The following is a 24,808-nucleotide window of genomic DNA, read 5'->3' on the forward strand; positions in this document are numbered from 1 at the left end:
CCGTGCTCTCAGGGTGGTGACCAGCCGGTCGTGTGGATCAGTTCGGCCAGCAATTGCGTGCGATGAAGATGCTCGATCTCCGGATCGGCGACCTGAAGATATTCGGCCCCTGAGAGATTGTCGCCACGCTTGCGGTTCAGTGGTGGCTCGAGGCTCTCGATCATCAATGCCTCCATCGTTTCGATGATCACATTGTGGTTCCACGAGGAGGACGGGGTGTGGAGCAGCCCATCCTTGCCCACAGCCCGCATGCCGAACCAGGAGAAACGATCCCAGCGTCCCGCCATCCGGTCCCCCGTATGGGCCTTGAGGCGGGCGCAGAGCTTCTCCGTCGCCCGGCCGACATAAATGATCCGATCGCGGTCATGCAGCAGGTAGACGCCGACCTGCTCTGCAAAGTCCACCTTGCCCGGCCCGCGCTTCTGCCGCCCGAACAGCCTGGGCTGGCCGCTCCAGCGGATCTGGTCCCGTTTCCAGTACATGCCGAATGCGGTGAGCGCTCCGGGGCCGGAGCGGGGCGCCGCCCTTTCCGCGCGTGTCTGCAGTGCCGGGCCGGGGCAATCCTCGCAGATCGTTGCGGCGGGCCGGTGATAGATGATGGGCTCCCTGCAATGACCAGCTTTGACACAGGGGATCACAGCAGTCCCCGCGGGCGCCGGGGACCGGGAATGCAGGGCAGGGACTGGCGGGATATCGGGGCCATCTGGCCTGTACTGGATCGATCCATCCGTCTGGCGGATCAGTCGATACATGATCTCTCCGGGAACAACATCTTGTCCGGGCTGGCTTTCCATTTGCATGTTATGCTCCCGTCCCCGGGCATCAGCTTAGATGGACCGCATTAATCGATCGTAACAAGGTTTCTGGTGTGCACTTGATCCGGCAGCACTTCGCCGCTAGAGGGCGCGCGTCTTTCCATTCAGCCTGATTTCGGAGCATTCCCATGGCGGTGACTCGCACCTTCTCGATCATCAAGCCCGACGCCACGCGTCGTAACCTCACCGGCGGCGTCACCAAGATGCTCGAGGAGGCAGGCCTGCGCGTCGTCGCTTCCAAGCGCATTCACATGACCCGCGAGCAGGCCGAGGGCTTCTACGCGGTGCACAAGGAGCGCCCCTTCTTCGGCGAGCTGGTCGAATTCATGATCTCCGGCCCCGTCGTCGTGCAGGTGCTCGAAGGCGAGGACGCCGTGAAGCGCAATCGCGACGTGATGGGCGCCACCAACCCGGCCAATGCCGACGAAGGCACCATCCGCAAGACCTATGCCGAGTCCATCGAGGCCAACAGCGTGCACGGGTCGGACAGCGAGGAGAATGCCGCGATCGAGATCGCCTACTTCTTCAAGCCGGAAGAAATCGTCGGCTGAACGCGAGTCGTCCATGCGACAGAAGGGCTGCCGGAGCGATCCGGCGGCCCTTTTTCATATCAGGCGCCCGTCGCCGGCTGGCCCGCCCAGGCAAGCAGGTCGAAATCATCGGGGACGATGAGGAAGAGATTGGCGACAGGGGTGAGCATGTTGCTGCGATGCCCCTTGCCGCGCTGGTCCTCAATGAACACCAGATCGCCCTTGCCGATGCGATGACGGGTTCCATCGGTGAGTTCTACTTCGATGTCGCCGGTGATGTTGATCGAGAACCGCTTGTTCGGGGCTGTTCCCCAGTGCGTCCTGCCCGGGCCGATGCTGCCGGCAAGGACGGTTTCGACGGGAATGGGCTTGTTCCCATGCACGCGCACCCGCCGGGCACGGGAAATACCGTCCGCATCGGCATAGACATGCAGCACTTCGAGCAGGCCGGGTGGCGCGCGCATTGTCTGCGCTTCGGCGCCCTGCGGAGCGAGCATGGCGACAAGCGCACCCGCAGTCATGAGATCACGCCGACTGGTTTCCATCCTTCGCTCTCCCTCTCCCTCTCCCTTTTTTGCGTGATCGCCCGCCGGACTCCTCGGCACTTTCCGGCGGCCGCATCTTTCTCGCGCGGCGCTGGCCCGGGAAGGAAGAAACGTCCGGCGCTAGTCGTTGCCTCGCATCTGCTCATGATGGCGGATCACTTCGTCAATGACGAAGCGCAGGAACTTCTCGGTGAAGTCCGGGTCCAGATTGGCGTCCATCGCGAGCCGGCGCAGCCGCGCGACCTGCTCGCTCTCGCGTTGCGGATCCGCCGGGGGGAGGGCGGCCGTCGCCTTGTATTCGCCCACGGCCTTCGTGATCTTGAACCGTTCGGCCAGCATGAAGACGAGCGCGGCGTCGATATTGTCGATGCTTTCCCGGTAGCGCCTGAGCGTTTCGTCCATTCCGCTGCCTTCTCCTTTTTTGCGGCGGGCATCACTCGCCTCTCCGCAGGCACAAGGCAAGCCAATTTGCTTGCCAAACCGGGGTGCTGCCGCCAGAGCACGGCCATGAGCGCCACCATTCACCGCCTGTCGCGCAACAGCGCGCCATCGCTCGAGCCGATGATGAGCCTGGTCGCGGAAGACCTGAACAGCGTCAACGCCGTGATCCTGGCGCGCATGCAGTCGCGCATTCCGCTGATCCCGGAGCTTGCGGGCCATTTGATCGCGGGGGGCGGCAAGCGCATGCGCCCCATGCTGACACTCGCTTGCGCGCGGCTGCTCGATTATGCCGGCACGCGCCATCACAGGCTCGCCGCCGCGGTCGAGTTTATTCACACCGCCACGCTGCTGCACGACGATGTGGTGGATGGCAGCGCGATGCGGCGGGGCAAGCGCACGGCAAACATGATCTGGGGCAACAATGCCTCGGTGCTGGTCGGCGATTTCCTCTTCAGCCGCTCCTTCGAGCTGATGGTCGAGGACGGCTCGCTCAAGGTCCTCAAGATTCTGGCCAACGCCTCCGCCGTCATTGCCGAGGGCGAAGTGAACCAGCTCACCGCCCAGCGCCGGATTGAGACGGACGAGGACCAGTATCTGGACATCATCGGCGCGAAGACCGCCGCGCTGTTCGCGGCCGCCTGCCGTATCGCGGCCGTGGTGGCCGAGCGGCCCGAAGCGGAGGAACTCGCGCTGGATGCCTATGGCCGCAATCTCGGCATTGCCTTCCAGCTCGTCGATGATGCCATCGATTATGTCTCGGACGGCGAGACCATGGGCAAGGACACCGGCGACGATTTCCGCGACGGCAAGATCACTCTGCCGGTCATCCTGGCTTATGCGCGCGGCAACGAGGCGGATCGCAAGTTCTGGAAAGAGACCATGTCGGGCCTGCACGGGGACAATGCCGATCTGGCCCATGCCCAGTCTCTGCTCGCCGCAACGGGGGCGATCGACGATACGCTGGCACGTGCCCGCCATTATGGCCAGCGGGCGATCGATGCGATCGGCATGTTCGGCAATGCGCGGGCCAAGGCGGCCCTGACCGAGGCCGTCGAGTTCGCAATCGCGCGCGCTTACTAATCGCAAGATGCCGGACAGGCCGGGGGGCTTGTTAGAAAGTCGCGTCTGCGTCACGGACGAGGCATGATGCAGCGGCTTCCCATCCATGCGGTTCTGCCTGATCTGCTCGCGGTTCTGCGTGCGCGGACGGGGGCGGTGCTGGTCGCGCCGCCCGGGGCTGGCAAGACGACGATGGTCGCCCCGGCCCTGCTCGCCGAGCCGTGGGCGGCGGGTAGCCAGATCTGGCTGCTCTCGCCGCGCCGGCTTGCCGCACGCGCCGCTGCCGAGCGCATGGCCGAGCTTGCCGGCGAGAAGCCGGGCGAAACCATTGGCTACGCCACGCGACTCGAGAGCCGCACCTCACCGCGCACCCGGCTGCTGGTCGTCACCGAGGGCATTTTTCGTCGCCGCATTCAGGCGGACCCCGAGCTGTCGGGCGTGGCGGCCGTGCTGTTCGATGAAGTGCATGAGCGCAGCCTCGAGGGCGATTTCGGCCTTGCCCTCGCCCTCGACGCACAGGCAGGCCTGCGGGAGGATCTGCGCCTGCTCGCCATGTCCGCTACGCTGGATGGAGCTCGATTCGCCGCGCTGATGGGAGGCGTTCCGGTCATCGAGAGCGAGGGGCGGGCCTATCCGGTCGATCTTCGTCATGTCGGACGCGATGCCGCGCAGCGACTCGAGGATGCCATGGCCGCCACCATCCGGCGCGCACTCGCGGAAGAGAAAGAGGGGGATGTGCTCGCTTTCCTGCCGGGCGTGGGCGAGATCGGGCGCACGGCAGAGCGACTCGCGGGCCTGCCGCCGCATGTCGCCGTGCATCCCCTGCATGGCTCGCTCGATCCGGCGGCGCAGCGTGCGGCGCTTCGGCCCGCCGGCCCGGGCGCGCGCAAGGTCATCCTCGCGACGAGCATCGCCGAGACCAGCCTGACCATCGATGGCGTGCGCATCGTGGTCGACAGCGGCCTCGCGCGCAGGCCCCGCCACGATCTTGCGGCCGGAGTGACGCGTCTCGTGACGGAGCGCGCCAGCCAGGCAGCCGTGATCCAGCGCGCGGGCCGGGCGGGGCGGCAGGGGCCGGGCGTCGCCTATCGCCTGTGGGAGGCGGCCGCCACCTCTGGCATGCCGCCCTTCGATCCACCGGAAATCCTGGAAAGCGACCTGACCGGCCTGGTGCTGGATTGCGCGGTCTGGGGCGTGACGGACCCCGCGACCCTGCGCTGGCTCGATGCGCCGCCCGCTGCAGCGGTGAGCGAGGCGCGGCGCCGTCTCACCGCGATCGGCGCTCTCGATCAGGAGGGCCGTGCGAGCGCTCATGGGCGCGCTATCGCCGAACTGCCCCTGGAGCCACGCCTCGCGCATATGCTGCTGCTATCCGCGCAAGCCGGAGAGGGGGCGGCCGCCGCCGATGTCGCCGTGCTGCTGACCGAGCGTGGTTTGGGTGGGCCCTCCGTCGATCTTTCCCGCCGTCGCGCGACCTGGGCACGTGAGCGCGGGCCGCGCGCGGACGGCGCGCGCAGGCTGGCGGCGCGCTGGCTTGGCCTTGTCGGCAAGAGCGCGCCCGCAGGCGAGGGCGCGCGCCATGACGAGGATGCCGCGCTGGCCCACTGCCTCGCGCGTGCATTTCCGGACAGGATCGCGCGCAGGCGTGCTGCTGACGGGCAGGACTGGATCAGCGTGGGCGGGCGCGGCTTCCGGCTCGATCCGGCCGATCCGCTGGCTCGCGCGGACTGGCTTGCCGTCGGTGAGATTCAGGGAAGCGCGGCGGGGGCGCGCATCCTGTCGGCCGTGGCGATGGAGGAGGCGGACGTGCTCGCGCTGGCGGCCGAGCGGATCGAGGAAAAGCGGACCGTGCGCTGGCGACGCGACCTTGGCGGCGTCGAGGCTTCCCGGGAGCGCTGGCTGGGCGCCATCCGCCTCTCCGCCGGCCCGGATGATTCGCCCGAACGCGCGGCGGTGATCGCCGCGCTGGCGGCCGCGCTACGGGAAGGCGGACTGGAGCTTCTGCCATGGGACAAGGCCGCTATGTCCCTGCGCATGCGTGCCGATTTTGCCGGGGAAGGCGCGCCCATCTCCAGCGAGGCCCTGCTCGCCGATGCGGAGGCATGGCTGGACATGCTGCTTCCGGCCGATGCCCGCCGCCTTGGCGCCATCGACTCAGGCGCGCTGCGCAATCTGCTGGTCCAGCGCCTGGGTTGGGATGCCACGCAGCGCATCGAGGCGCTTGCGCCGGCGGACTTCACCAGCCCGGCCGGGAGCCATCACGCCATCGATTATGACGCGCCGGCCGGTCCCACCGTCGAGGTGCGTGTGCAGGCGCTGTTCGGCTTGTCGGAGCATCCTGTGGTGGGGGCGGCGCGAATCCCGCTGGTCCTGTCGCTCACGTCGCCGGCGGGGCGACCGATCCAGACCACGCGGGATTTGCCGGGCTTCTGGAAAGGAAGCTGGGCTGCTGTGGCGCGCGAAATGCGGGGCCGTTATCCCAAGCATCCCTGGCCGGACGATCCTGCCGCCGCGAGTGCGACTCTGCGCACCAAGAGGGCGGACGCGCGGGGCTGAGCTACTGCACGGCGATTCTCCCCGGCACGCGATCTTGACACGCCCTGCGGTTTTGCGCGACGGACGAGCCGACAAGCAAGGGAGTCCCCATGGCCGCGCGTATCTACCAGATTCCCAAGAATGCGATGCAGTCGGGCAAGGCACGCACCGGCACATGGGTGCTGGAGTTCGAGGCTCTCGAAGCCAAGAAGCCCGATCCGATGATGGGCTGGGCCGGTTCGGGCGACACGCGCGAGCAGGTGAAGCTGACTTTCCCGAGCGAAGCTGCCGCGCGCGCTTATGCCGAGCGTTACGGCATTGCATGTCATGTGGTCAGGACGCCGCCCAAAACCTTGAAAATTCAGGCTTACGCTGACAATTTCCGCTAAGGTCGCGTCGCCTCGCGCACCGGTTTCCGATAAGCCGCGCCGCCAATTCGCCTAAAAGGCGTCGGCAATATCCATCATCCTTGTGAGCCTTCTGGGCGCGACCGCCCGCCAGCTCTTTGCCAGCCAGTCCCCGACATGGTCCCAGTCCACGCCGGGCCTGTCGAGCCGGAGCGCGACCCAGCCGCTCGCGCCATAATAAGCGGGGCGATAATAGAGATCCGGCTCCGCATCGATGAGCGCGTTCATCTCGTCCGGCCCCGATGTCTTCACCAGCAGCGCGATGGCGTCCTCGCCATGATGATTGACGGAAACATAAGCGAAGAACTTGCCGGATTTCTCGCCACCCACGCGCCAGCCCGGCGCGCCATGCGATGTACGCGCGTCCGTCTCGGGGAGGGCAAGCGCCAGCTCTCCCACGCGAGCGACGATCCAGTCCGCGTCCATCTCGCGGCTCACATAGTCGGCGAGCATGCGTGGATAGAGCTGATACTCCGCATAGAGCACGCGCTGTGCCAGCGAGTCGGCCGTGTCGCCGGGCAGGATCGAGACCGGAATCTGTCCCAGCACCGGGCCGTCATCCAGTTCGGACGTGACCAGATGGACTGTGCAGCCGCCATGGCTGTCGCCTGCGTCGATCGCGCGCTGATGCGTGTCGAGGCCCCGGTAATTGGGCAGCAGGGAAGGATGGGTGTTCAGCATCCGTCCCGCCCATTGCGCCACGAAGCCAGGCGTGAGGATTCGCATATAACCGCACAGCGCCACATAATCCGCGCCGGACCGGAGCAGCGCGTCCTGCATGATCGCCTCGTGCGCCTCGCGGCTCATGCCCTTGTGGCTGTGCGCGAAGGTCGGCACGCCTTCGGCCGCCGCGATGGTGAGCCCGCGCGCCTCGGGCTTGTTGGAGGCGACAAGCACGATCTCATAGGGGCAGCCGGGCAGGCGCGAGGCGTAGAGCAGCGACGTCATCGTCGTTCCGGTGCCGGAAAGCATCACTGCGACTTTAGCTTTGGCCATGGAACGCCTACTCATTCACCATCGCCCTGAACCTGTTCCAGGGGCTATCTGCGATCGGGATCGGCCAATGCGGCCAAATGGATACTGAAACAAGGTCAGCATGACGTGCGGCAGGCGTCAGCCGAGATGCGTCGCGCTCCAGCCGGCCATCGCGCTCCAGCTTTCCGCCGAGCCCCTTACGGTGCAGCCCTTGTCGCCTGCGCGAATCTCGCCGAGGCGATGCACCGTTTCCCCGGCTTCCTCGAGCGCGGCAGTCGCGCCGGTGACATCGCCGGGCGCGACGACCACGGCCATGCCGATGCCGCAGTTGAAAGTGCGAGCCATTTCGCCCGGCTCGATATTGCCCTGCGCCTGCAGGAAGGCCATCAGCCGCGGCTGTGGCCAGAGATCGGCATCGACATGCGCATGGAGACCGGCCGGCAGAATGCGCGGGATGTTCTCCAGCAGGCCGCCGCCCGTGATGTGGGCCATGGCGTGAACAAGTCCCTTGCGGACCAGCGGGAGCAGTGGCTTCACATAGATCCGCGTGGGCGCCATCAGCGCGTCAATCAACAGCACCTCCTGATCGAAGAGAGCAGGGCGGTCCAGTTTCCAGCCCTTGTCCGTCGCGAGGCGACGCACCAGCGAATAGCCGTTCGAATGGACGCCCGAGGAGGCTAGCCCCAGAATTACGTCGCCCTCGGCAACCTTGTCGGCAGTGAGGACCTCGTCCCGCTCGACCGCGCCGACGCAGAAGCCGGCAAGATCATAGTCTCCATCGGCATACATGCCCGGCATTTCCGCCGTCTCGCCGCCGATCAGCGCGCAACCGGCCTGTCTGCAGCCTTCCGCAATTCCCGCGATCACGCGCTCGGCAACGCCGTTGTCCAGCTTTCCGGTCGCGAAATAATCGAGGAAGAACAGGGGCTCGGCACCCTGCACGATCAGGTCGTTGGCACACATCGCCACGAGATCGATGCCGACCGTGTCGTGCTTCCCGCTGTCGATCGCGAGCTTGAGCTTCGTGCCCACGCCGTCATTCGCCGCGACCAGCAGCGGGTCGCGGAACCCTGCCGCCTTGAGATCGAAGAAACCTCCGAAGCCGCCGAGGTCCGCGTCGGCCCCCGGGCGCCGGGTTGCCCGGGCGAGCGGCGCGATGGCGCGCACCAGCGCGTTGCCTGCGGCGATATCGACGCCGGCCTGGGCATAGGTGTAGGCGGGGGGAGCGTTGTGCTTGCTGTCCATGTGCCGCCATTACCAAATCGGGCTTGGTTTTCCAGAGCAATGCCGCCAAAAGGACGCCGTGACGCTCAGCCTGCCTTCCCTGCGCCCCATTCACCTCGTTTTTCTGCTGGTTCTGGCAGCCTTTGCGGCCGTGCTTGTTGCGCAGATCGAAGGCGAGCGAGGGATCGCGCCGATCGCGTCCAATGGCGATTTCGAGGTGCGGGACATTCGCGTGGACGTTTACGGTCCCAACGCCGACGCCGCTCGCGCGACCGGCTGGCGCCTCGCCCAGCGACTCGGCTGGCGCGCGCTCTGGCAGCGCACGAACGGCGCGGGCGGGCCGATGCTGGGTGACGGCGTGCTGGATGGCCTGGTTTCCGGCATCGAGGTCCAGCAGGAGCAGATCGGCCCCAATCGATACATCGCCACGCTGGCCGTCATGTTCGATCGTGCCCGGGCCGGGCAGGCGCTTGGCGTGAGCGGCCAGATCATGCGCTCTCCGCCGCTTCTGGTGATTCCCGTGCTGTGGGATGGTGGTGCCGCGACTACCTTCGAGAGGCCGAGTGAGTGGCAGAAGGCCTGGGCCATGTTCCGGACCGCCGAGAGCAGCATCGATTATGTGCGCACCGTTGGCGATGGTGCCGATCCGATGTTGCTCAATGCCGGCCAGACCGGGCGGCGCGGTCGCAACTGGTGGCGGGTATTGCTCGATCTCTATGGGGCTGCCGACGTCATCATGCCGATCGCACGTCTCGAGCGGACCTGGCCCGGCGGTCCTGTGACCGGCCATTTCACCGCGCGTTATGGGCCGGACAATCATCTTGTCGGCAGTTTCACCATGACCGTGAACAGGTCGCAGGACGTGCCTAAAATGATGGCGGACGCGGTCGGCCGGATCGATGCGCTCTATGCCCGTGCGCTGGCGAGCGGCACGTTGCGACCCGATCCTTCGCTGGTCATCGAGGAGCCGGTCAACGCCGTTGAACTGGAAGGCGTCGAGAATCTGGATTCGCTCCTCGCCGCCCTGCCGAGCGAGGAAGGAACGGGGCAAGTGAATGGCGGCCTCACCATCATGGTGGATACGCCGTCCCCCACGTCGCTGAGCGAGGTTCAGGCCTTGTTGCGCTCTGTCCCGGGCGTCAGCGGCATATCCACGACGAGCCTGGCGCTGGGCGGCACTTCGGTGATGCAGCTTGGTTTCACCGGCTCGGCCGATCAGCTTCGCGTCGCGCTGGAAGCGCGCGGATTCTCCGTCAGCGGTTCAGGGAGCACGCTGCGGATCGTCCGCCGGGCCGGCGCTCCGGCGGCACAACCCTCTCCGGGGGGCGGCGACCGATGAGCCAGTTGCCGCTGCCCATGGGCTGGTCGCAGCGGGGGGAGCGAGACAGCCTGCTGATCCATGAAGCGAATGCTGATGCCATCGCGCTGGTTCGCAACTGGTCCCGCTGGCCTTCATGCTGCACCCTGCTGGTCGGGCCGCCACGCTCGGGCAAGACGCTCGTGGGCGCGCTGTTCGCGGCCGAGAACGGCGGGCAAGTGGTCGATGATGCTCATCGCGCCGACGAGCAGCATCTCTTCACGCTCTGGAACGACGCGCAGGACATGAAGGCGCCGCTGCTGTTGATCGCGCCGGAGCCGCCGCCCGCCTGGAGGATCGCCTTGCCGGACTTGCACACGCGCCTTGGCACCGCCGCGATCGCCCGGATCGGCTTGCCTGACGAGGCGGTCAGCGCGGCACTCATCGCACATGGGCTGGAGCAGGCCGGCTCCGCCTTCGCACCGGATGTCCCGGAATATCTCGCCCGGCGTTCCGAGCGATGCTATGGGGCGATCGAAGCTCTGGTGAGCCGCCTCAATGCCGCCTCGCTGGCGACGGGGCAGAAGCTTTCCGTGGGATCGGTGCGGCAACTTTTCCGTAACGAAACCGGGCCAGGCGAAACAACCGATCCATTTTCGCGCGGAGAATGAACGACCGTGGCTGAAGCCGATCCTGTCCCGTCGATTTCCGATGCATCGATCCCTGAACCGGGGCGTTATTTCAATCGCGAGCTTTCCTGGCTCAACTTCAACCAGCGCGTGCTGGAAGAAGCCTCCAATCCCGCGCATCCGCTGCTGGAGCGGCTGCGCTTCCTCTCCATTTCCGGCAACAATCTCGACGAGTTCTTCATGGTCCGCGTGGCCGGGCTCAAGGAGCAGCAGCTTCAGGGCGTGGAGCTCCGTTCGGTCGACGGACTGACGCCGGCCCAGCAGCTCGAAGCCATCGGGGCGCGCGCCGACGCGCTCATGGCCGAGCAGCAAAGCGTCTGGCACGACCTGTGGGCGGCCCTGCGCAGCGCCGGGATCAATGTGATCGGCACGGAGCAGGTCGACGGGAAAGCCGAGGCCTGGCTGCGCGAGCATTTCATGGAGCAGGTCTTCCCGATCATCACGCCTCAGGCGCTCGATCCGGCACATCCGTTTCCCTTCATCCCCAACAAGGGACTTGGCCTGTTCTTCGATCTCGTCCGCGAGTCGGACAAGCAGGTGGTGCAGGAACTGGTGATCCTGCCGGCGACGCTGCCGCGCTTCATTCGCATGCCGGGCCGTACGGCACGGTACATCGCGATGGAATCGCTGGTCCGGCGCTTCACCGATCTGCTGTTCCCCGGCTTCATCGTCCGCGAGAGCGGGCTTTTCCGCATCCTCCGGGACAGCGACATCGAGATCGAGGAAGAAGCGGAGGATCTCGTCCGCTATTATCGCAGCGCCATCAAGCAGCGCCGACGCGGCCGGATCATTCGCCTCGAGATGGAGCGCGGTGTTGCCGAGCCGGTCGAGAACATGCTCCAGACGCTGATGCAGGGGCATGAGGCGATGTCAGTGGACATTGACGGCTTCGTGGGCATCACCGATCTCGCCGAGCTGGTCGAGGAGGATCGTCCCGATCTCAAGTTCACGGCTTATGTCCCCCGCTTCCCGGAGCGCATCCGCGAATATGGCGGGGATTGCTTCGCCGCGATCAAGGCCAAGGACATCATTGTCCACCATCCCTATGAAAGCTTTGATGTCGTCATCGCTTTCCTGAAGCAGGCGGCGGCCGACCCGGACGTCGTGGCGATCAAGCAGACGCTTTATCGCGCCGGCAAGCAATCGGCGATCATCCGCGCGCTCATCGACGCGGCCGATGCCGGCAAGTCTGTCACGGCGATCGTGGAGCTCAAGGCCCGGTTCGACGAGGAGCAGAACCTGCTCTGGGCCAGCCAGCTCGAGCGGGCCGGCGTGCAGGTGGTCTACGGCTTCATCGAGTGGAAGACGCACGCCAAGATATCCATGGTCGTCCGTCGCGAAGGCACCGGCTTCCGCACCTACTGCCATTTCGGCACCGGCAACTATCATCCGGTCACGGCCCGCATCTACACCGATCTCAGCTTCTTCACGGCCGATCCGCGCGCCGGGCGCGATGCAGCTGCCGTGTTCAACTACATCACGGGCTATGTCGAACCCAAGTCGATGGAACTGCTCACCTTGTCGCCGCTCAATCTGCGCCAGAGGCTGACCGAGCTCATCGATGCCGAGATCGAGCATGCCCGGGCCGGACGCCCGGGCAATATCTGGGCCAAGATGAACAGCCTTGTGGATGCGGCCATCATCGAGAAGCTTTATGCGGCGAGCAACGCCGGCGTGAAGATCGAACTGATCGTGCGGGGCATCTGTTGTCTGCGGCCGGGCGTGCCGGGCATGTCCGACAATATCCACGTCAAGTCGGTGGTCGGCCGGTTCCTGGAGCATAGCCGCATCTGGGCCTTCGGGAATGGCAAGGCGCTGCCCAACAACGACGCAAAGCTGTTCATCAGTTCGGCAGACTGGATGCCGCGCAATTTCGACCGGCGGGTGGAGTATATGCTCCCCATCGAAAATCCGACGGTTCACGATCAGGTGCTCGACCAGGTGCTGGTGGCCAATCTGCTCGACAATGAACAAAGCTGGGTGCTCAACGCCGATGGTTCCTATGAACGCCTCAAGCCGGAAGGCAAGCGGTTCAATCTGCACCATTATTTCATGACCAATCCGTCGCTTTCCGGGCGCGGCGCGGCGCGGCGCAAGGACGTTGCGGTGCCCAAGCTTTCGCTCGGCAAACGTGGCTGAACGGAGCCTGCTTCCCGTGACATTGCTTGATCGTCCCACAGGCCAGTCGAGGCAGACGACGCTCAAAGGCGCCCATTTCCGTCGCACCGCAATCATTGATATCGGTTCGAACAGTGTCCGCCTCGTCGTTTATGATGGGCCCCGGCGGGTGCCTTTCATCCTGTTCAACGAGAAGATCATGGCCGGCCTTGGCGCCGACATCGGGCGGACAGGGCGGATCGGCGAGCGCGCCATAGAGCGCGGTCTTCAGGCACTGGAGCGCTTCTCCCGGCTGATCGAAGAAATGGCGGTGGAAGAAGTGATCTGCGTGGCGACCGCCGCCGTGCGGGACGCCGGTAACGGCGCCGAGTTCATCGAGCGCGCGGACAGCCTCGGATTCCAGGTCCGCATGTTGAGCGGCGAGGAAGAGGGCAGGGCGTCAGCCTTCGGCCTGCTCTCCGGCATCCCGCAGGCCGAAGGGATCATGGGCGATCTGGGCGGTGGGAGCCTCGAACTGGTGCGGGTCGGCGCGGGCGGTGTCGGGCCGGCGGTGTCCCTGCCGCTGGGCGTGTTCCGCATCGGAGAGATCAGGCGGCGGGGCAAGAAGGCGCTCGCGCAGCGCTTCGATACACTGCTGCATCAACTGGGCGGCGACGACTTGCCTGCCGATGTGCCATTCTATCTCATCGGTGGAAGCTGGCGGGCGCTGGCGCGGCTCGACATGCAGATCACCGGCTATCCCCTGCCGATCCTCCATCATTATGAAATGACGCCGGATCGGCCTGCGGCACTGCTGCAATGGCTGGAGCGGGCACAGAAGGCCGATCTCAAGGGCCTGCCCGCTGTCAGCAGCGCGCGTCTGCCGGGTTTGCCCGATGCGGCGCATATGCTGGTCGCCATCGTCGAGCGGCTGCGGCCCTCCCGCCTCACAGTCTCGGCTTTCGGCCTTCGCGAAGGCCTCCTGTTCGAGCAGTTGCCGCCGGAACTGGCGGAGCAGGATCCTTTGCTGGTGGCCGCCCGTATCGAGGGCGATGCGCAAGGGCGGTTCGTGGGTCATGGCGACCAGATCGCGGGCTGGATTGCACCGCTGTTCGAGAACGATCCGCCCGAATGGGCGCGTGTACGCCTCGCGGCCTGCCTCCTGGCCGATGTCGGCTGGCGTGCCAATCCCGATTTCCGGGCCGAGCGCGGCCTCGAATTCGCGCTGCACGGCAACTGGCCCGGCGTCACGGCGGCAGAGCGCGCGGCCATGGCCCAGGCGCTTCATGCCAATTTCGGTGGCGGCGCCATGATCGCTCCCGCGCTCGAAGCCCTCGCTCCGCCGGAGTTCCTGCGGCGCGCGATCGAATGGGGTCTTGCCATTCGCTTGTGTCAGCGGCTTTCCGGCGGTGCCGAGGGGCCCCTGCAAGGATCGTCGATCGGCACGCGGGAGGGCACGATCATCCTGAAGCTGGAGCCGGAATATGCCGCACTGGCCGGAGAAGCGATCGACCGGCGACTCCGCCAGCTGGGCAGTGCCATGGGAGCCGGCTTCCTCGTCGATGCATGATCCGGCCTGTCGGCAGACCGGCCTCCGCGTGAACTGACCCTGCGTCGTCCTGGCCGACTCAGCCGCAGCGGGCGCTGGTGACGATCATGGCCTCGTCATAGGAAACTGTCAGGCGGTCCTGCCTGAAGTCCATGGTCATCGCGCTGCCGGGTGGGCCCCAGCGCAGGGTGCGCGCACCCGATCTGGCGAGCAGTTCCGCGCCCAGCTCGGCGCTCACCTTGCGGCCGACATAAGTGCCGAGGCCTTCGTTCGCGCATTCACCGGTGGCCTGCGGGGGCGTGGTCGGGCCCTCGGCAGTGGTGGCGGCGCAGCCCGGCAGCATGATGGCGGCTACGAGAGCAATGGTCCGGCGCATGTCAGGCCTCCGTGCGAGTCATCAGCAGTTTACCATCGCGTACCGCGAAAGCCATCCGACCCTCCACCAGATCGAGCGCATCGCGGCCGAACTGCTCGAAACGCCAGCCCTCGAGAATGGGCAGGTTTGCCCGCACACCCGCGGCCAGCAGTTCAAGATCGTCGGAGCGTGCCAGCAGGCGGGAAGCGACGTTGATCTCGCGCGAGCGGATCTTGAGCAGCAGCTTGAGCAGATCGGCGACCAGCGCGCCTTCCTTGCCGAGGCCCGGGCGGCTTGGATCGCGCTCGGGCATCTCCTCGCGCGGCAGCGGCTTTGCAGACTGGATGGCGGCCATCAGGCGCGCGCCGATCTCATTGCCTTTCCAGCTTGCGGAAAGCCCGCGCACCTTGCCCAGATCCTCCTGGGCGCGGGGCGGATGCGAAGCGATGTCCGCCAGCGTCTCGTCCTTCGCGATCCGCCCGCGGGGCAGGTTCTTGTCGCGCGCTTCGAGCTCGCGCCATGCGGCGATCGCCTTGAGGCGCCCCAGCACCTCGGCCTTCCGGCTGGAGATGCGAACGCGTTTCCAGGCATCGCCGGGGTTCACGGTGTAGTTGGACGGATCGGCGAGCCGCTCCATTTCCTGATCGAGCCAGATCCCGCGGCCTGTCTTGCGCAGTTCCTCCAACATCAGCGGGAAGATCTCGGCGAGATGCGTCACGTCGCCGATGGCATAATCGATCTGCCGCTTGTCGAGCGGCCTGCGGCCCCAGTCGGTAAAGCGCGCGCCCTTGTCGAGATGGATGCCGAGCCAGCTGTCGACCAGATTGGAATAACCGATCTGCTCGCCCTGGCTCAGGGCCATGCTGGCAATCTGCGTGTCGAACAGGGGATAGGGCGTCTTGCCCGTGAGATTGTAGACAATCTCGATATCCTGCCCTCCGGCATGGAAAACCTTGAGGACGTCCTCATTGTCGACCAGCAGCGTCAGCAGTGGCTTGAGGTCCAGCCCCGACGCCTTGGGATCGATGGCGGCAGCTTCCTTGCCGTCCGAGATCTGGAACAGGCACAGATCCGGCCAGTAGCTGTTCTCGCGCATGAATTCGGTGTCGATGGCGATGAAATCCGCCTTCGCCATGCGCTCGCACAAGGCGAACAGAGCTGCATTCTCGGTAATCAGTGGATGGATTTGCATATGGCAAGTGATCTTATTATGGGCCGGTCCTCGGGTCGGGAGCCGGGATAAGCGAGACAAGGCGCGTCCCTTAGCCTCCTTGTCAGTCTTTGTCATTCATCCAGCCGCCTCGCAATGAGGGGCACGAAATAAAGGCCAGTCACGCATGCACGCCTATCGCACGCACACCTGCGGGGAGCTTCGATCCACTCATGTCGGGGAGACCGTCCGCGTCTCCGGCTGGGTTCACCGCAAGCGCGACCATGGCGACCTCGTTTTCATCGATCTGCGCGATCATTACGGCATGGTGCAGATCGTCACGGAAGTCGACGGGCCGGTTTTCTCCGTGATCGAAAGCCTCAAGGCGGAGAGCGTCGTGACGATCACCGGCAAGGTGGTCGCGCGTGCGGCGGAAGCGGTCAATCCGAACCTCTCCACCGGCGAGATCGAGATTCGCGCGGAGGATGCCAGCGTGCAGTCCGCCGCGCAGGAGCTGCCTCTGCCGGTGGCCGGCGAGCTGGACTATCCCGAAGAGATTCGCCTCAAATATCGTTTCCTCGATCTGCGCCGGGAAACGCTTCACGCCAACATCATGCTGCGCAGCAACGTCATCGCGTCGCTGCGCCAGCGCATGATCGGCCAGGGCTTCACGGAATTCCAGACACCGATCCTGACGGCGAGCTCGCCCGAGGGCGCGCGCGACTATCTGGTGCCCAGCCGCGTGCATCCGGGCAAGTTCTACGCGCTGCCCCAGGCGCCGCAGATGTTCAAGCAGCTCCTGATGGTGGCGGGTTTCGATCGCTATTTCCAGATCGCCCCCTGCTTCCGCGACGAGGATGCCCGCGCTGATCGGTCGCCCGGCGAGTTCTACCAGCTCGATTTCGAGATGAGCTTCGTCACGCAGGACGATGTGTTCGCGGCCATCGAACCGGTGCTTCACGGCGTGTTCGAGGAGTTTGCCGACTGGCAGGGCAAGAAGCGGACGGTCAGTCCCTTGCCGTTCCGGCGCATTCCCTATCGCGAATCCATGCTCAAATATGGCAGCGACAAGCCGGATCTGCGCAATCCTATCCTCATTTCCGATGTCAGCGCGCATTTCGTGGGTTCGGGCTTCGGCCGCTTCGCGTCGATCGTGGAGAGCGGCGATGTCGTGCGGGCCATTCCCGCGCCCGGCACCGCCGAGAAGAGCCGGAAATTCTTCGATGACATGAACGCCTGGGCGCAGGGCGAAGGCTTTGCCGGTCTTGGCTATGCCACCCGCAAGGGCGGCGAGTGGGGCGGTCCCATCGCCAAGAACCATGGCGAGGACAAGATGAACGCGCTGGCCGACGCGCTCGGTCTCGGGCCGGACGACGGCCTGTTCTTCGCGGCCGGCAAGGAAGCGCAGGCAGCGAAGCTCGCCGGCCTTGCGCGCACGCGAGTCGGCGAGCAGCTCGGGCTCATCGATCCCGATCGCTTCGAGTTCTGCTGGATCGTCGACTTCCCGATGTTCGAGTATGACGAAGACGCCAAGAAGATCGATTTCAGCCACAATCCCTTCAGCATGCCGCAGGGCGAGCTGGAAGCGCTGGAGACGATGGACCCGCTCGACATCCTCGCGTGGCAGTATGACATCGTCTGCAATGGCGTCGAGCTGTCGTCGGGTGCCATCCGGAACCACAAGCCGGAGATCATGTACAAGGCGTTCGAGATTGCCGGCTACAGCCGCGAGGATGTCGACACGAATTTCGCGGGCATGATCAATGCGTTCAAATATGGCGCGCCGCCCCACGGCGGTTCCGCGCCCGGTGTGGACCGCATCGTCATGCTGCTGGCCGACCAGCCGAACATCCGCGAAGTGATCGTCTTCCCGATGACGCAGAAGGCCGAGGACCTGATGATGCAGGCGCCGGCGCCTGCGACGCTCAAGCAGCTTCGGGAACTGCATATCCGGATCGTCGAGCCGCAGAAGGGTTGAGCGCAGCCGAGGGGCTTCACCGCCTGCCCATGCCTTCATCCGGCCTCCCCGGCGGGCCGGATGAGCAAGGCCGGGCGAGCGGTGTGCGATCCACGGCCTTCAGGGCGATGCACTCTCGACAATGACTACCCGGGCGGTAGGGTGGGGCATGGCCATCAAGCTTTCCGACTATGAGAAGGGCGGCAATTTCGAAGGCGACTTCGACAAGGCTCTGCTCAAGCTTCAGAAGCGGCTGGAGAAAATCCAGGTCGCGCATATCGTTCACAAGCGGCGCAGCGTCGTCATGCTGGAAGGCTGGGACGCGGCCGGCAAGGGCGGGATCATCAAGCGCATGACGGCGCTGCTCGATCCACGCTATTTCAAGGTCTGGTCCATATCGGCGCCCACTGAGGACGAACTCGGGCGGCATTTCCTCTGGCGGTTCTGGACGCGCCTCCCGGCGGACAGGCATATCGCGATCTATGATCGCAGCTGGTACGGGCGCGTGCTTGTCGAGCGGGTGGAAAGCTTCTGTTCCGAGAAGGAGTGGAAGCGCGGCTATGACGAGATCAACGAGTTCGAGGCGCAGCAGGTGGACAGCGGCACCGCCATCGTGAAGCTGTTCGTCCACATCACCCAGAAAGAGCAGGATCGCCAGCTCGCCCAGCGCCTGGACGATCCGTTCAAGCGCTGGAAGACCGGCCTTGAGGATTATCGCAACCGGGCGAAGCGGGACGCATATGTTGAAGCGATCAAGGAGATGTTCGCGCGGACCGACACGCGCTGGGCGCCCTGGCATGTGATCGACGGCAATGATCGCAAATCGGCGCGGATCGCGGCGCTCACCTGCATTGCCGACGCGCTGGAGAAGCATGTGCCAATGGACATGCCGCCAGCCGATCCGGCCGTGATCCGGCTGGCGCAAGAGGCCTTCGGTTACGATCCCGACGACTGATGCGTGGCTCTGCCGGTCACGATGCAGAGCTTCCCACCCCGATCAGGACGGCCGGGTGAGCTCCTGGTACATGATATAGGCGTCGACATAGCCGAGCTTGGGGTGCCGGAAGGCGCCGGGCAAGGCTCCGATGATGGTGAAGCCCATGTGCTGCCACAGCCGCACGGCGCGATGATTGGTCGCGATGACGAGGTTATACTGCATCGCGCGGTAGCCTTGCCGGCGGGCGGTTTCCAGCGAGTGGCGGCACAGCGCCTGCGCGACGCCTTTCCCGCGCTGGTCCGGCCGGACGGCATAGCCTGCATTGGCGACATGCGCGGCCGGTCCGGTCGAATTGGGCCGCAGCGTATAGGTCCCGATGACTTCGCCCGTGGGCCCTAAAGCCACGAAGACGCTCTTGTCGGCCGCAAACCAGTAGGCGCGCGCCGCAGACTCATCGAGGTCGCGATCCAGCGGATAGGTTTCACCCTCGCGGATCACAGGCTCGATGACCGACCAGATGCCCGGCCAGTCCTGTGGCGTCGCAGCGCGTATGACTGGCGCGTCAGGCACTACACTGCCGGATTCCATGACAAGCTCTTCCTCGCCGCCGCCGTTGCTGATCGCTTCATTCATCATTGCCTCACTGGAAGATAGGAGATGGCGTTGCCTCGCCAGTTCAGGATGAGGCCCGTGCCGTCTCGTCGCACCGGTGCCGCATCGAAATCCACGACGCCCATGTCGTTGGGCAGGAAAAGGATGCGGACCTCCAGCCTTCCCCCCTTCGGTGCGGGCGGGAGCTGAAAGACGGGCGAGGTCGTGCCATGGAAGGGCTCGGAAAGTTGAATGGACCGGGGTGTGCGGCCCGCGAGGTCGGCGAACCAGCCATCGGCCTGCGTGTAGCCCGTCCTGGCTTCTCCCTCTTCGAACTCGATACGGAAATCGACGGCGGGGATGTCCTTTCCGTCGGGCCATGTGACGTGCAGGGCGAAAGGGGGCTCCTCTCCTGCAGCGGCATCATGGACACGCGCGCTTTCCAGGCGGAACTCGGCTGGCTTCGGGCGGGGCAGGGTCGTCAGGCGAAGGTCGCCCTGTTCGCAGGTCCATTGTCCTTCCGCCCATTCGTCGAGCGCACCGGTACTCAGGAAATAGCGGAAGCGACCATCCTCGGTGATTTCGATCATCGAGGCGACGTCAGGCCCGGCGGAGGCGCGGAACTCGCCGGTCAGGCACTGCGCGGCGAGGTTCGACGCGGGCAGAAGTGCCCCGATCGTAAAGAACGGCAGTGCGCAGCGGATGAGCCGGCCCGCGCCGGATATCTTCGGCTGTCCGAAAACCGATCCGTCCGTCACGTCGCTTGCGGTGCGGGGGGAACAGCATCATCCGGATAGCTGATTTCCACGACTTCCCATTCCTTCTCGCCACCCGGCAGAAAAACGCGCCGCAGATCGCCCACCGTCGCGCCGCGCAGCGCACGCGCCAGAGGCGTGTCCCACCCGATGCGTCCTTCCCCGGCATCGGCTTCGTCGTTCCCGACGATGGTCACGTTTCGCTGCTGGTCATCCTCGTCGGCAATCGTGACGGTGGCACCGAAGAAGATCCGGCTCCTGTCGGGCTGCTGACGCGGATCGATCACGCGTGCCGCCTTCATGCGCTCGGAGAGCCAGCGCAGGCGCCGGTCGATCTCGCGCATCCGCTTACGGCCGTAGAGATAGTCGCCATTCTCGCTGCGGTCGCCATTGCCGGCAGCCCAGCTCACGATTTCGACGATCTTGGGGCGCTCGTCGGACAGCAGCCTGTCATATTCCGCGCGTAACGCCATCATGCCGGCCGGCGTGATGTAGTTCGGCCTGGCCGGACTGCTCATCCGGTTTATCGGCGGCGCTTGGGGCGTTTGGTGGCGTACATGAGCGCGGCAACCAGCGCGGCGGACCCCACGCCGATGCTCATCCAGAAAGCCTTGTTGGCCGTGAGAGGCTCCGTGCCATTGGCTTCGGCGGGGGAGGGCGCTGCCGCCGCTCCGGCTTCCTTTGATTGTTCGGTCATCGTTCCTGATCGTCGTTGATGAAGGGAAATATTGCAGGGAAGAAAGCGGGCCTCAGCCCGGCCGCTGCTTCCCGAGATACCGGCTGAGCGGCGCCGAGGAGGAGGAGGACGCCATCTGCCGGGTCGGATTGACGAGATCGTAGATCACGGCGTTCTCCAGCACGCGCTGCACATAGTTGCGCGTCTCATAGATCGGGATATCCTCGATCCACTGCACGATGTCCGCGCCCGGCAGGCGCGGATCGCCGTTGGCCTTGAGCCATTTGTTCACATTGCCCATGCCGCCATTATAGGCCGCCACGGCCAGCGGGTAGCTGCCGCCATAATAGCGCAGCAACTGGCTGAAATAGGTGCTGCCCAGCTCGATATTGTAGTGCGGTTCGAACAGCGAGCCCGTGTCGTAGCTCATGCCGATCTTGCCCGCCACTTCACGCGCGGTGGCCGGCATCAGCTGCATCAGGCCGCGTGCGCCGGCGCGGGAAATGATCGCACGGTCGAACTGGCTCTCCTGCCGGGTGATGGCATGGATCATCGTCCAGTTCATCTGCTGGCGATCGGGCACTTTCATGCGGGGGAAGCTCGCGTCCGCATAGCCGGAGAGGCCGTTCGCCATGGCGCGCCGGCCGACCATGACACCCAGGTCGGGGCGTCCCAGCATCTGGGACAGCTCGGCCACGAGCACATGGTCTTCGTCCGTCTCGGCCGTGGAAGCGAGAGCGCGCACGAAGCGGGACTGTTCCATCCATGCGCCATCCCTGCCCAGCTTGAGCGTTGCCTGCACGATCGGCCGCGAGAGGAAGGCCTTGCGCTGTGCCGCAGCAATCTCCACGCGTCGTTCGGCGGCTGGCGGTGCCGGAATGGCCTTGCCTTGCCGCTCCAGCGCGAGCTGGCCATAATATTGATCGGGGAAGGCGGCGGCCCGCGCGAAATGCTCGTTCGCGACGCTCTGACGACCAGCGGCAGCGGCGGCGCGGCCTGCCCAGTAATAGCCCTTCGATACGGTCTGCGGTGATCGGGCGCCGGTCGCATAGCGCACGAACATGCCTTCCGCGTCGGCCGGGCGACCAAGCTTGTTGAGTGCGGCCGTCCCGGCGAGCCAGACCAGGCTCGTATAATCGTCCCGCACGCCCAGCGGCTGGGCGCTCACGTCCGTTCCCGGCTCGAAGGCGTCGTCGACCTTGGATGCGATGGCGTAGGCGTTCGACCACTGGCTATCGGAGCCTGCGGCCCGCGCGTGGGCGAGCAGCAGTTCGTACCAGCGCTCGGCGTCGCCGGGCCGCTGCATGAGCGTCATGCGATTGGCAAGAAGGGTTCGCACCCCGGCGCTGTCGCCATTCTCGGCCATCCAGCGGGCCTTGTCGGCAAGATAGCCGGCGTCCATAGCGCCGACCGGATCGGCCGGCCCCATCTTCAACGCCGCGTCAGCCGCCTTCCGCTGGAATGCGATGCGCGCGGCGACGACGGCCTGGCGCGTCACGGGCACGGAGGGCAGCACGCGCTCGGCCACATCCGCGCGACGGCGCCAGAGCGCGGCATCGGCGCGTTTGAGATGGTCATCCGCCGTGAAAACCGAGAAGAACTGCCCGCGCAGCTTTTCCTCGTATTTCGGGTCCATCGGCCCCGCGATCCAGGCGGCGCGGGCCACGCCTCGCGCGTCCTCGAACCGGGCAAGGCGCGCCAGCGCCAGCGCATGGACAGCCTTGCCCTGCGCTGTCGTGGCCGGATATCTCTCGAAGAAGCGGATGATCTTGCCGGGGTCGTCCATGTCCGGATCGGCCAGGCGCTCGGCATTGCCGCGCAGCCGGCCCTCGTCCGGCCAGCCGGGATAGCCGAGCAGGAAATCGGCATAAGCGGCAAAGCCAAGCGCATCGCTGGAGGCCAGGCGCCGCCATTCGCCGATCGCCGAGGTGATCTGGGCATCGGAGGCGCTGTTGGCAGCGATCCGTTCCCGAACCGCCTCCCAGGTGACGGTCGTGGCGGACTGCGGTGCGGACGCGCTGGTCGCCCCCGAGGCAAGTGCCGCGGCGATGACGATGGCGGGCAAGCGAAGGTCTTTTCCCATGCGGTACATTATGGCAGAGCCTCGATGATCGAACGGTGAACGGGCGCGTGCATGGCCCCAATATGCCTGTCCGAGCGCGCGCTTTGAAGGAGTTTTTTCATGTTTTCCGGTTCGATTCCTGCACTTGTCACGCCGTTTCGCGACGGACGGGTCGATGAAGCAGCGTTTCGCGCCTTCGTGGACTGGCAAATCGCCGAAGGATCCAGCGCGCTAGTGCCGTGCGGAACGACCGGCGAAAGCGCCACGATGACGATCGAGGAACATAACCGCGTCGTGCGAATCTGCGTCGAGCAGGCGGCGGGGCGCGTGCCGGTGATCGCGGGGTGCGGATCGAATGACACGCGGATCGCTCTTGAGCACATGTTCGCCGCGCAGGCGGCCGGCGCTGCCGCCGCGCTGGTGGTTGCGCCTTATTACAACAAGCCCAACCAGGAAGGGGTCTATCAGCACTTCGCTTATCTGGCGTCGCGCTGCGACTTGCCGATCGTGCTGTACAATGTGCCCAGCCGGACGATCACGGACATCGGCATTCCGGTCATGCACCGGCTGGCGGAGGAATTCAGTTCGATCGTCGGGGTGAAGGACGCGACGGGCAATCTTGGCCGCGTGACGGCTCAGCGCCTCGCTTGCGGACCTGATTTCTGCCAGCTTTCGGGCAATGACGAGACAGCGCTCGGCTTCAATGCCATGGGCGGGCGGGGCTGCATCTCGGTCACGGCCAATATTGCGCCACATCTCTGCGCGCAGTTCCAGAATGCCTGCCTGTCCGGTGACTGGGACACAGCGCTTCACCTGCAGGACCGTCTCTATCCGCTTCATGATGCCATGTTCTGCGATTCGTCCCCGGGTCCGGTGAAATATGCCCTGTCCCGACTGCGCGAGGACATGCCGGCGGAGGTTCGACTGCCTATTACATGGCCATCCGGTGCAGCGCGCGCGACCGTTGACCGGGCCCTCGAGATCGCGGGTCTGGTTTAGCAGCGGTTCATCTCCTAGATATAGATTGCTTCACCGAAAGAGAGTTTCCATGGCCCGCCCGCGTCCATCCACCTTCAATAAGGTCAGGACCGTCGCCGAGAACCGGCGCGCTCGCTATGACTATGCCATCGAAGACGTGTTCGAGGCTGGCATCGCGCTGCGCGGCACGGAAGTGAAATCCCTGCGCTTCGGCGAGGGGTCGATCACGGAGAGTTATGCCGAAGTGAACGATGAGGAAGTGTGGCTCGTCAACAGCAACATTCCCGAGTTCAGCCACGGCAATCGCTTCAACCATGAGCCGCGCCGGGCTCGCAAGCTGCTGCTGCATCAGCGGGAGATCCAGAAACTCCATGGCGCCGTGGCGCGGCATGGCATGACCCTGGTGCCGCTGAGCGTCTATTTCAACGAGCGCGGCAAGGCGAAGGTCGAGCTCGCGCTGGCGCGGGGCAAGAAGGCCCATGACAAGCGCGAGACGATCAAGGAACGTGACTGGAAGCGCGAGCAGGGCCGGCTGCTACGGGAGCGGGGCTGATGCCTAGCAAGCGGCTGGTGCGGGCCTTTCGCGAGTCCATGCCCAGCCGGGAAAGCCTTGAGCAGAACCGGTTCGTCAAGCCAGTCGCGCACCGCGTGCTCGCGCCGGAGCTGTGGCGCTTCACCCGGCGGTCGGTGCCGCGCGGGGTCGCTCTTGGACTGCTGGTCGGCATCTTCCTGCTGATCCCGGGTCTGCAGATTGCAGGGGCGGCGCTGCTGGCATTGCCGGTGCGCGCCAATGTGCCGCTGGCCGCCGCCATGACCTTCCTGTCGAACCCGGCGACGACGCCTTTCATCCTGGCCGCCTCTTATTATGTCGGCTCCACCATGCTCGGGCGCTCGGGCGATCTCAGCCAGGTGATGGCACTCATCAACAATCATGCCGGCGTGGGCGACTGGATGCGCTGGCTGTTTTCCGAAACCGCGCCGGCTCTGCTGTTCGGCCTTGCGGTCGTTTCGGTCGTGTGTGCGGCGGTCGGCTATCTCCTCTCTTCGCTGCTGTGGCGCTCCCGCCTCGCACGGAAGTGGAGGCAGCGTGCGCACGCTCGCCTGCGCGAACCGGAGATGGAAGGCGACGCAATCGAACTCGGCCTGAGGGAACAGGCTTCGTGAAAGCTATCGGCCCGGGATCC

Annotated in this window: 25 protein-coding genes; 13 read left to right on the forward strand and 12 right to left on the reverse strand. The window is 65.5% G+C overall.

All coding sequences use genetic code 11. The features are described 5' to 3' along the window. Nucleotides 1-8 precede the first annotated feature (8 nt). Entirely contained in the window at nucleotides 9-482 is a 474-nt protein-coding gene (locus SLG_RS07360) for a hypothetical protein (RefSeq protein ID WP_051003713.1), read from the reverse strand. 461 nt (nucleotides 483-943) lie between these two features. Between SLG_RS07360 and ndk the strand changes: the two genes are divergently transcribed. Then, a complete protein-coding gene (gene ndk, locus SLG_RS07365) occupies nucleotides 944-1,366 on the forward strand; it encodes a nucleoside-diphosphate kinase (protein ID WP_014075821.1) in 423 nt (140 codons plus the stop codon). A 59-nt stretch (nucleotides 1,367-1,425) separates the two neighbouring features. On the opposite strand, the gene SLG_RS07370 is transcribed toward ndk, so the two are convergent. Beyond that, entirely contained in the window at nucleotides 1,426-1,890 is a 465-nt protein-coding gene (locus tag SLG_RS07370) for a hypothetical protein (RefSeq protein WP_014075822.1), read from the reverse strand. A 120-nt stretch (nucleotides 1,891-2,010) separates the two neighbouring features. After that, nucleotides 2,011-2,292: a chorismate mutase gene (locus tag SLG_RS07375; protein ID WP_014075823.1), complete on the reverse strand. Its 282-nt coding sequence runs from the start codon at nucleotides 2,290-2,292 to the stop codon at nucleotides 2,011-2,013. Between the two features lie 105 nt (nucleotides 2,293-2,397). Here SLG_RS07375 and SLG_RS07380 point away from each other — a divergent pair, with 105 nt between their 5' ends. The 3 genes from SLG_RS07380 (at nucleotide 2,398) to SLG_RS07390 (ending at nucleotide 6,314) form a co-directional block, all read left to right on the forward strand. Then, on the forward strand, nucleotides 2,398-3,411 hold the full coding sequence (locus SLG_RS07380) for a polyprenyl synthetase family protein (RefSeq protein WP_014075824.1): 1,014 nt from the start codon (nucleotides 2,398-2,400) through the stop codon (nucleotides 3,409-3,411). A 66-nt stretch (nucleotides 3,412-3,477) separates the two neighbouring features. After that, on the forward strand, nucleotides 3,478-5,946 hold the full coding sequence (gene hrpB / locus SLG_RS07385; protein WP_041392869.1) for an ATP-dependent helicase HrpB: 2,469 nt from the start codon (nucleotides 3,478-3,480) through the stop codon (nucleotides 5,944-5,946). A gap of 89 nt (nucleotides 5,947-6,035) precedes the next feature. Then, nucleotides 6,036-6,314, forward strand: coding sequence for an NADH dehydrogenase ubiquinone Fe-S protein 4 (locus SLG_RS07390; protein ID WP_014075826.1), 279 nt, complete (start codon nucleotides 6,036-6,038; stop codon nucleotides 6,312-6,314). A gap of 51 nt (nucleotides 6,315-6,365) precedes the next feature. Here the strand turns inward: SLG_RS07390 and purN are convergent, their stop codons facing one another. Then, nucleotides 6,366-7,328 carry a phosphoribosylglycinamide formyltransferase gene (gene purN, locus SLG_RS07395; protein ID WP_014075827.1) on the reverse strand — a complete coding sequence of 321 codons (963 nt, stop codon included), beginning with the start codon at nucleotides 7,326-7,328 and terminating at the stop codon, nucleotides 6,366-6,368. A 117-nt stretch (nucleotides 7,329-7,445) separates the two neighbouring features. Continuing rightward, a complete protein-coding gene (gene purM, locus SLG_RS07400; protein ID WP_014075828.1) occupies nucleotides 7,446-8,552 on the reverse strand; it encodes a phosphoribosylformylglycinamidine cyclo-ligase in 1,107 nt (368 codons plus the stop codon). 58 nt (nucleotides 8,553-8,610) lie between these two features. Here purM and SLG_RS07405 point away from each other — a divergent pair, with 58 nt between their 5' ends. From SLG_RS07405 to SLG_RS07420, 4 genes are read left to right on the forward strand one after another with little or no spacing between them, the layout of a single operon-like run. Beyond that, complete coding sequence (locus SLG_RS07405) at nucleotides 8,611-9,870, forward strand: hypothetical protein (protein ID WP_041392871.1); 1,260 nt, start codon at nucleotides 8,611-8,613, stop codon at nucleotides 9,868-9,870. Then, nucleotides 9,867-10,499 (forward strand): hypothetical protein, encoded by a 633-nt coding sequence (locus tag SLG_RS07410; RefSeq protein ID WP_014075830.1) that lies wholly within the window; start codon nucleotides 9,867-9,869, stop codon nucleotides 10,497-10,499. Before SLG_RS07405 ends, SLG_RS07410 begins: the two co-directional genes overlap by 4 nt. A 6-nt stretch (nucleotides 10,500-10,505) precedes the next feature. Then, on the forward strand, nucleotides 10,506-12,656 hold the full coding sequence (locus SLG_RS07415) for an RNA degradosome polyphosphate kinase (protein ID WP_014075831.1): 2,151 nt from the start codon (nucleotides 10,506-10,508) through the stop codon (nucleotides 12,654-12,656). Nucleotides 12,657-12,672: 16 nt separating this feature from the next. Continuing rightward, the gene (locus SLG_RS07420; protein ID WP_014075832.1) at nucleotides 12,673-14,184 is read left to right on the forward strand and encodes a Ppx/GppA family phosphatase; all 1,512 of its coding nucleotides are present in this window, start codon (nucleotides 12,673-12,675) and stop codon (nucleotides 14,182-14,184) included. Between the two features lie 58 nt (nucleotides 14,185-14,242). On the opposite strand, the gene SLG_RS07425 is transcribed toward SLG_RS07420, so the two are convergent. Together SLG_RS07425 and rnd are read right to left on the reverse strand one after the other, a co-directional pair. Next, nucleotides 14,243-14,539: an I78 family peptidase inhibitor gene (locus tag SLG_RS07425; RefSeq protein WP_014075833.1), complete on the reverse strand. Its 297-nt coding sequence runs from the start codon at nucleotides 14,537-14,539 to the stop codon at nucleotides 14,243-14,245. A 1-nt stretch (nucleotide 14,540) separates the two neighbouring features. Next, nucleotides 14,541-15,710 (reverse strand): ribonuclease D, encoded by a 1,170-nt coding sequence (gene rnd, locus SLG_RS07430; RefSeq protein ID WP_014075834.1) that lies wholly within the window; start codon nucleotides 15,708-15,710, stop codon nucleotides 14,541-14,543. Nucleotides 15,711-15,855: 145 nt separating this feature from the next. On the opposite strand from rnd, the gene aspS reads away from it, so the two are divergent. Further along, complete coding sequence (gene aspS, locus SLG_RS07435; RefSeq protein ID WP_014075835.1) at nucleotides 15,856-17,646, forward strand: aspartate--tRNA ligase; 1,791 nt, start codon at nucleotides 15,856-15,858, stop codon at nucleotides 17,644-17,646. Nucleotides 17,647-17,794: 148 nt separating this feature from the next. Further along, nucleotides 17,795-18,580 carry a polyphosphate kinase 2 family protein gene (locus SLG_RS07440; protein ID WP_041391809.1) on the forward strand — a complete coding sequence of 262 codons (786 nt, stop codon included), beginning with the start codon at nucleotides 17,795-17,797 and terminating at the stop codon, nucleotides 18,578-18,580. A gap of 42 nt (nucleotides 18,581-18,622) precedes the next feature. Here SLG_RS07440 and SLG_RS07445 read toward each other — a convergent pair whose 3' ends face one another. The 5 genes from SLG_RS07445 to SLG_RS07460 are packed head-to-tail and all read right to left on the reverse strand — an operon-like array spanning nucleotide 18,623 to nucleotide 22,676. Next, complete coding sequence (locus tag SLG_RS07445; protein WP_231848770.1) at nucleotides 18,623-19,195, reverse strand: GNAT family N-acetyltransferase; 573 nt, start codon at nucleotides 19,193-19,195, stop codon at nucleotides 18,623-18,625. Continuing rightward, entirely contained in the window at nucleotides 19,195-19,911 is a 717-nt protein-coding gene (locus tag SLG_RS07450) for a hypothetical protein (protein ID WP_014075838.1), read from the reverse strand. The genes SLG_RS07445 and SLG_RS07450 overlap by 1 nt, the downstream gene beginning before the upstream one ends. Next, nucleotides 19,908-20,426, reverse strand: a complete 519-nt coding sequence (greB, locus tag SLG_RS07455) for a transcription elongation factor GreB (protein ID WP_014075839.1) — start codon at nucleotides 20,424-20,426, stop codon at nucleotides 19,908-19,910. The genes SLG_RS07450 and greB overlap by 4 nt, the downstream gene beginning before the upstream one ends. Before the next feature lie 5 nt (nucleotides 20,427-20,431). Next, entirely contained in the window at nucleotides 20,432-20,605 is a 174-nt protein-coding gene (locus SLG_RS21920) for a hypothetical protein (RefSeq protein ID WP_014075840.1), read from the reverse strand. Nucleotides 20,606-20,657: 52 nt separating this feature from the next. Then, nucleotides 20,658-22,676, reverse strand: coding sequence for a lytic transglycosylase domain-containing protein (locus SLG_RS07460; RefSeq protein ID WP_014075841.1), 2,019 nt, complete (start codon nucleotides 22,674-22,676; stop codon nucleotides 20,658-20,660). A 90-nt stretch (nucleotides 22,677-22,766) separates the two neighbouring features. On the opposite strand from SLG_RS07460, the gene dapA reads away from it, so the two are divergent. The 3 genes from dapA to SLG_RS07475 are packed head-to-tail and all read left to right on the forward strand — an operon-like array spanning nucleotide 22,767 to nucleotide 24,788. Then, on the forward strand, nucleotides 22,767-23,645 hold the full coding sequence (gene dapA, locus SLG_RS07465) for a 4-hydroxy-tetrahydrodipicolinate synthase (protein ID WP_014075842.1): 879 nt from the start codon (nucleotides 22,767-22,769) through the stop codon (nucleotides 23,643-23,645). A gap of 49 nt (nucleotides 23,646-23,694) precedes the next feature. Further along, nucleotides 23,695-24,177, forward strand: a complete 483-nt coding sequence (gene smpB, locus SLG_RS07470; RefSeq protein WP_014075843.1) for an SsrA-binding protein SmpB — start codon at nucleotides 23,695-23,697, stop codon at nucleotides 24,175-24,177. Further along, nucleotides 24,177-24,788: a DUF2062 domain-containing protein gene (locus SLG_RS07475; RefSeq protein WP_014075844.1), complete on the forward strand. Its 612-nt coding sequence runs from the start codon at nucleotides 24,177-24,179 to the stop codon at nucleotides 24,786-24,788. Before smpB ends, SLG_RS07475 begins: the two co-directional genes overlap by 1 nt. Nucleotides 24,789-24,808 lie beyond the last annotated feature (20 nt).

This window comes from Sphingobium sp. SYK-6, assembly GCF_000283515.1.
In the GTDB taxonomy this organism is placed as follows: Bacteria; Pseudomonadota; Alphaproteobacteria; order Sphingomonadales; family Sphingomonadaceae; genus Sphingobium; species Sphingobium lignivorans.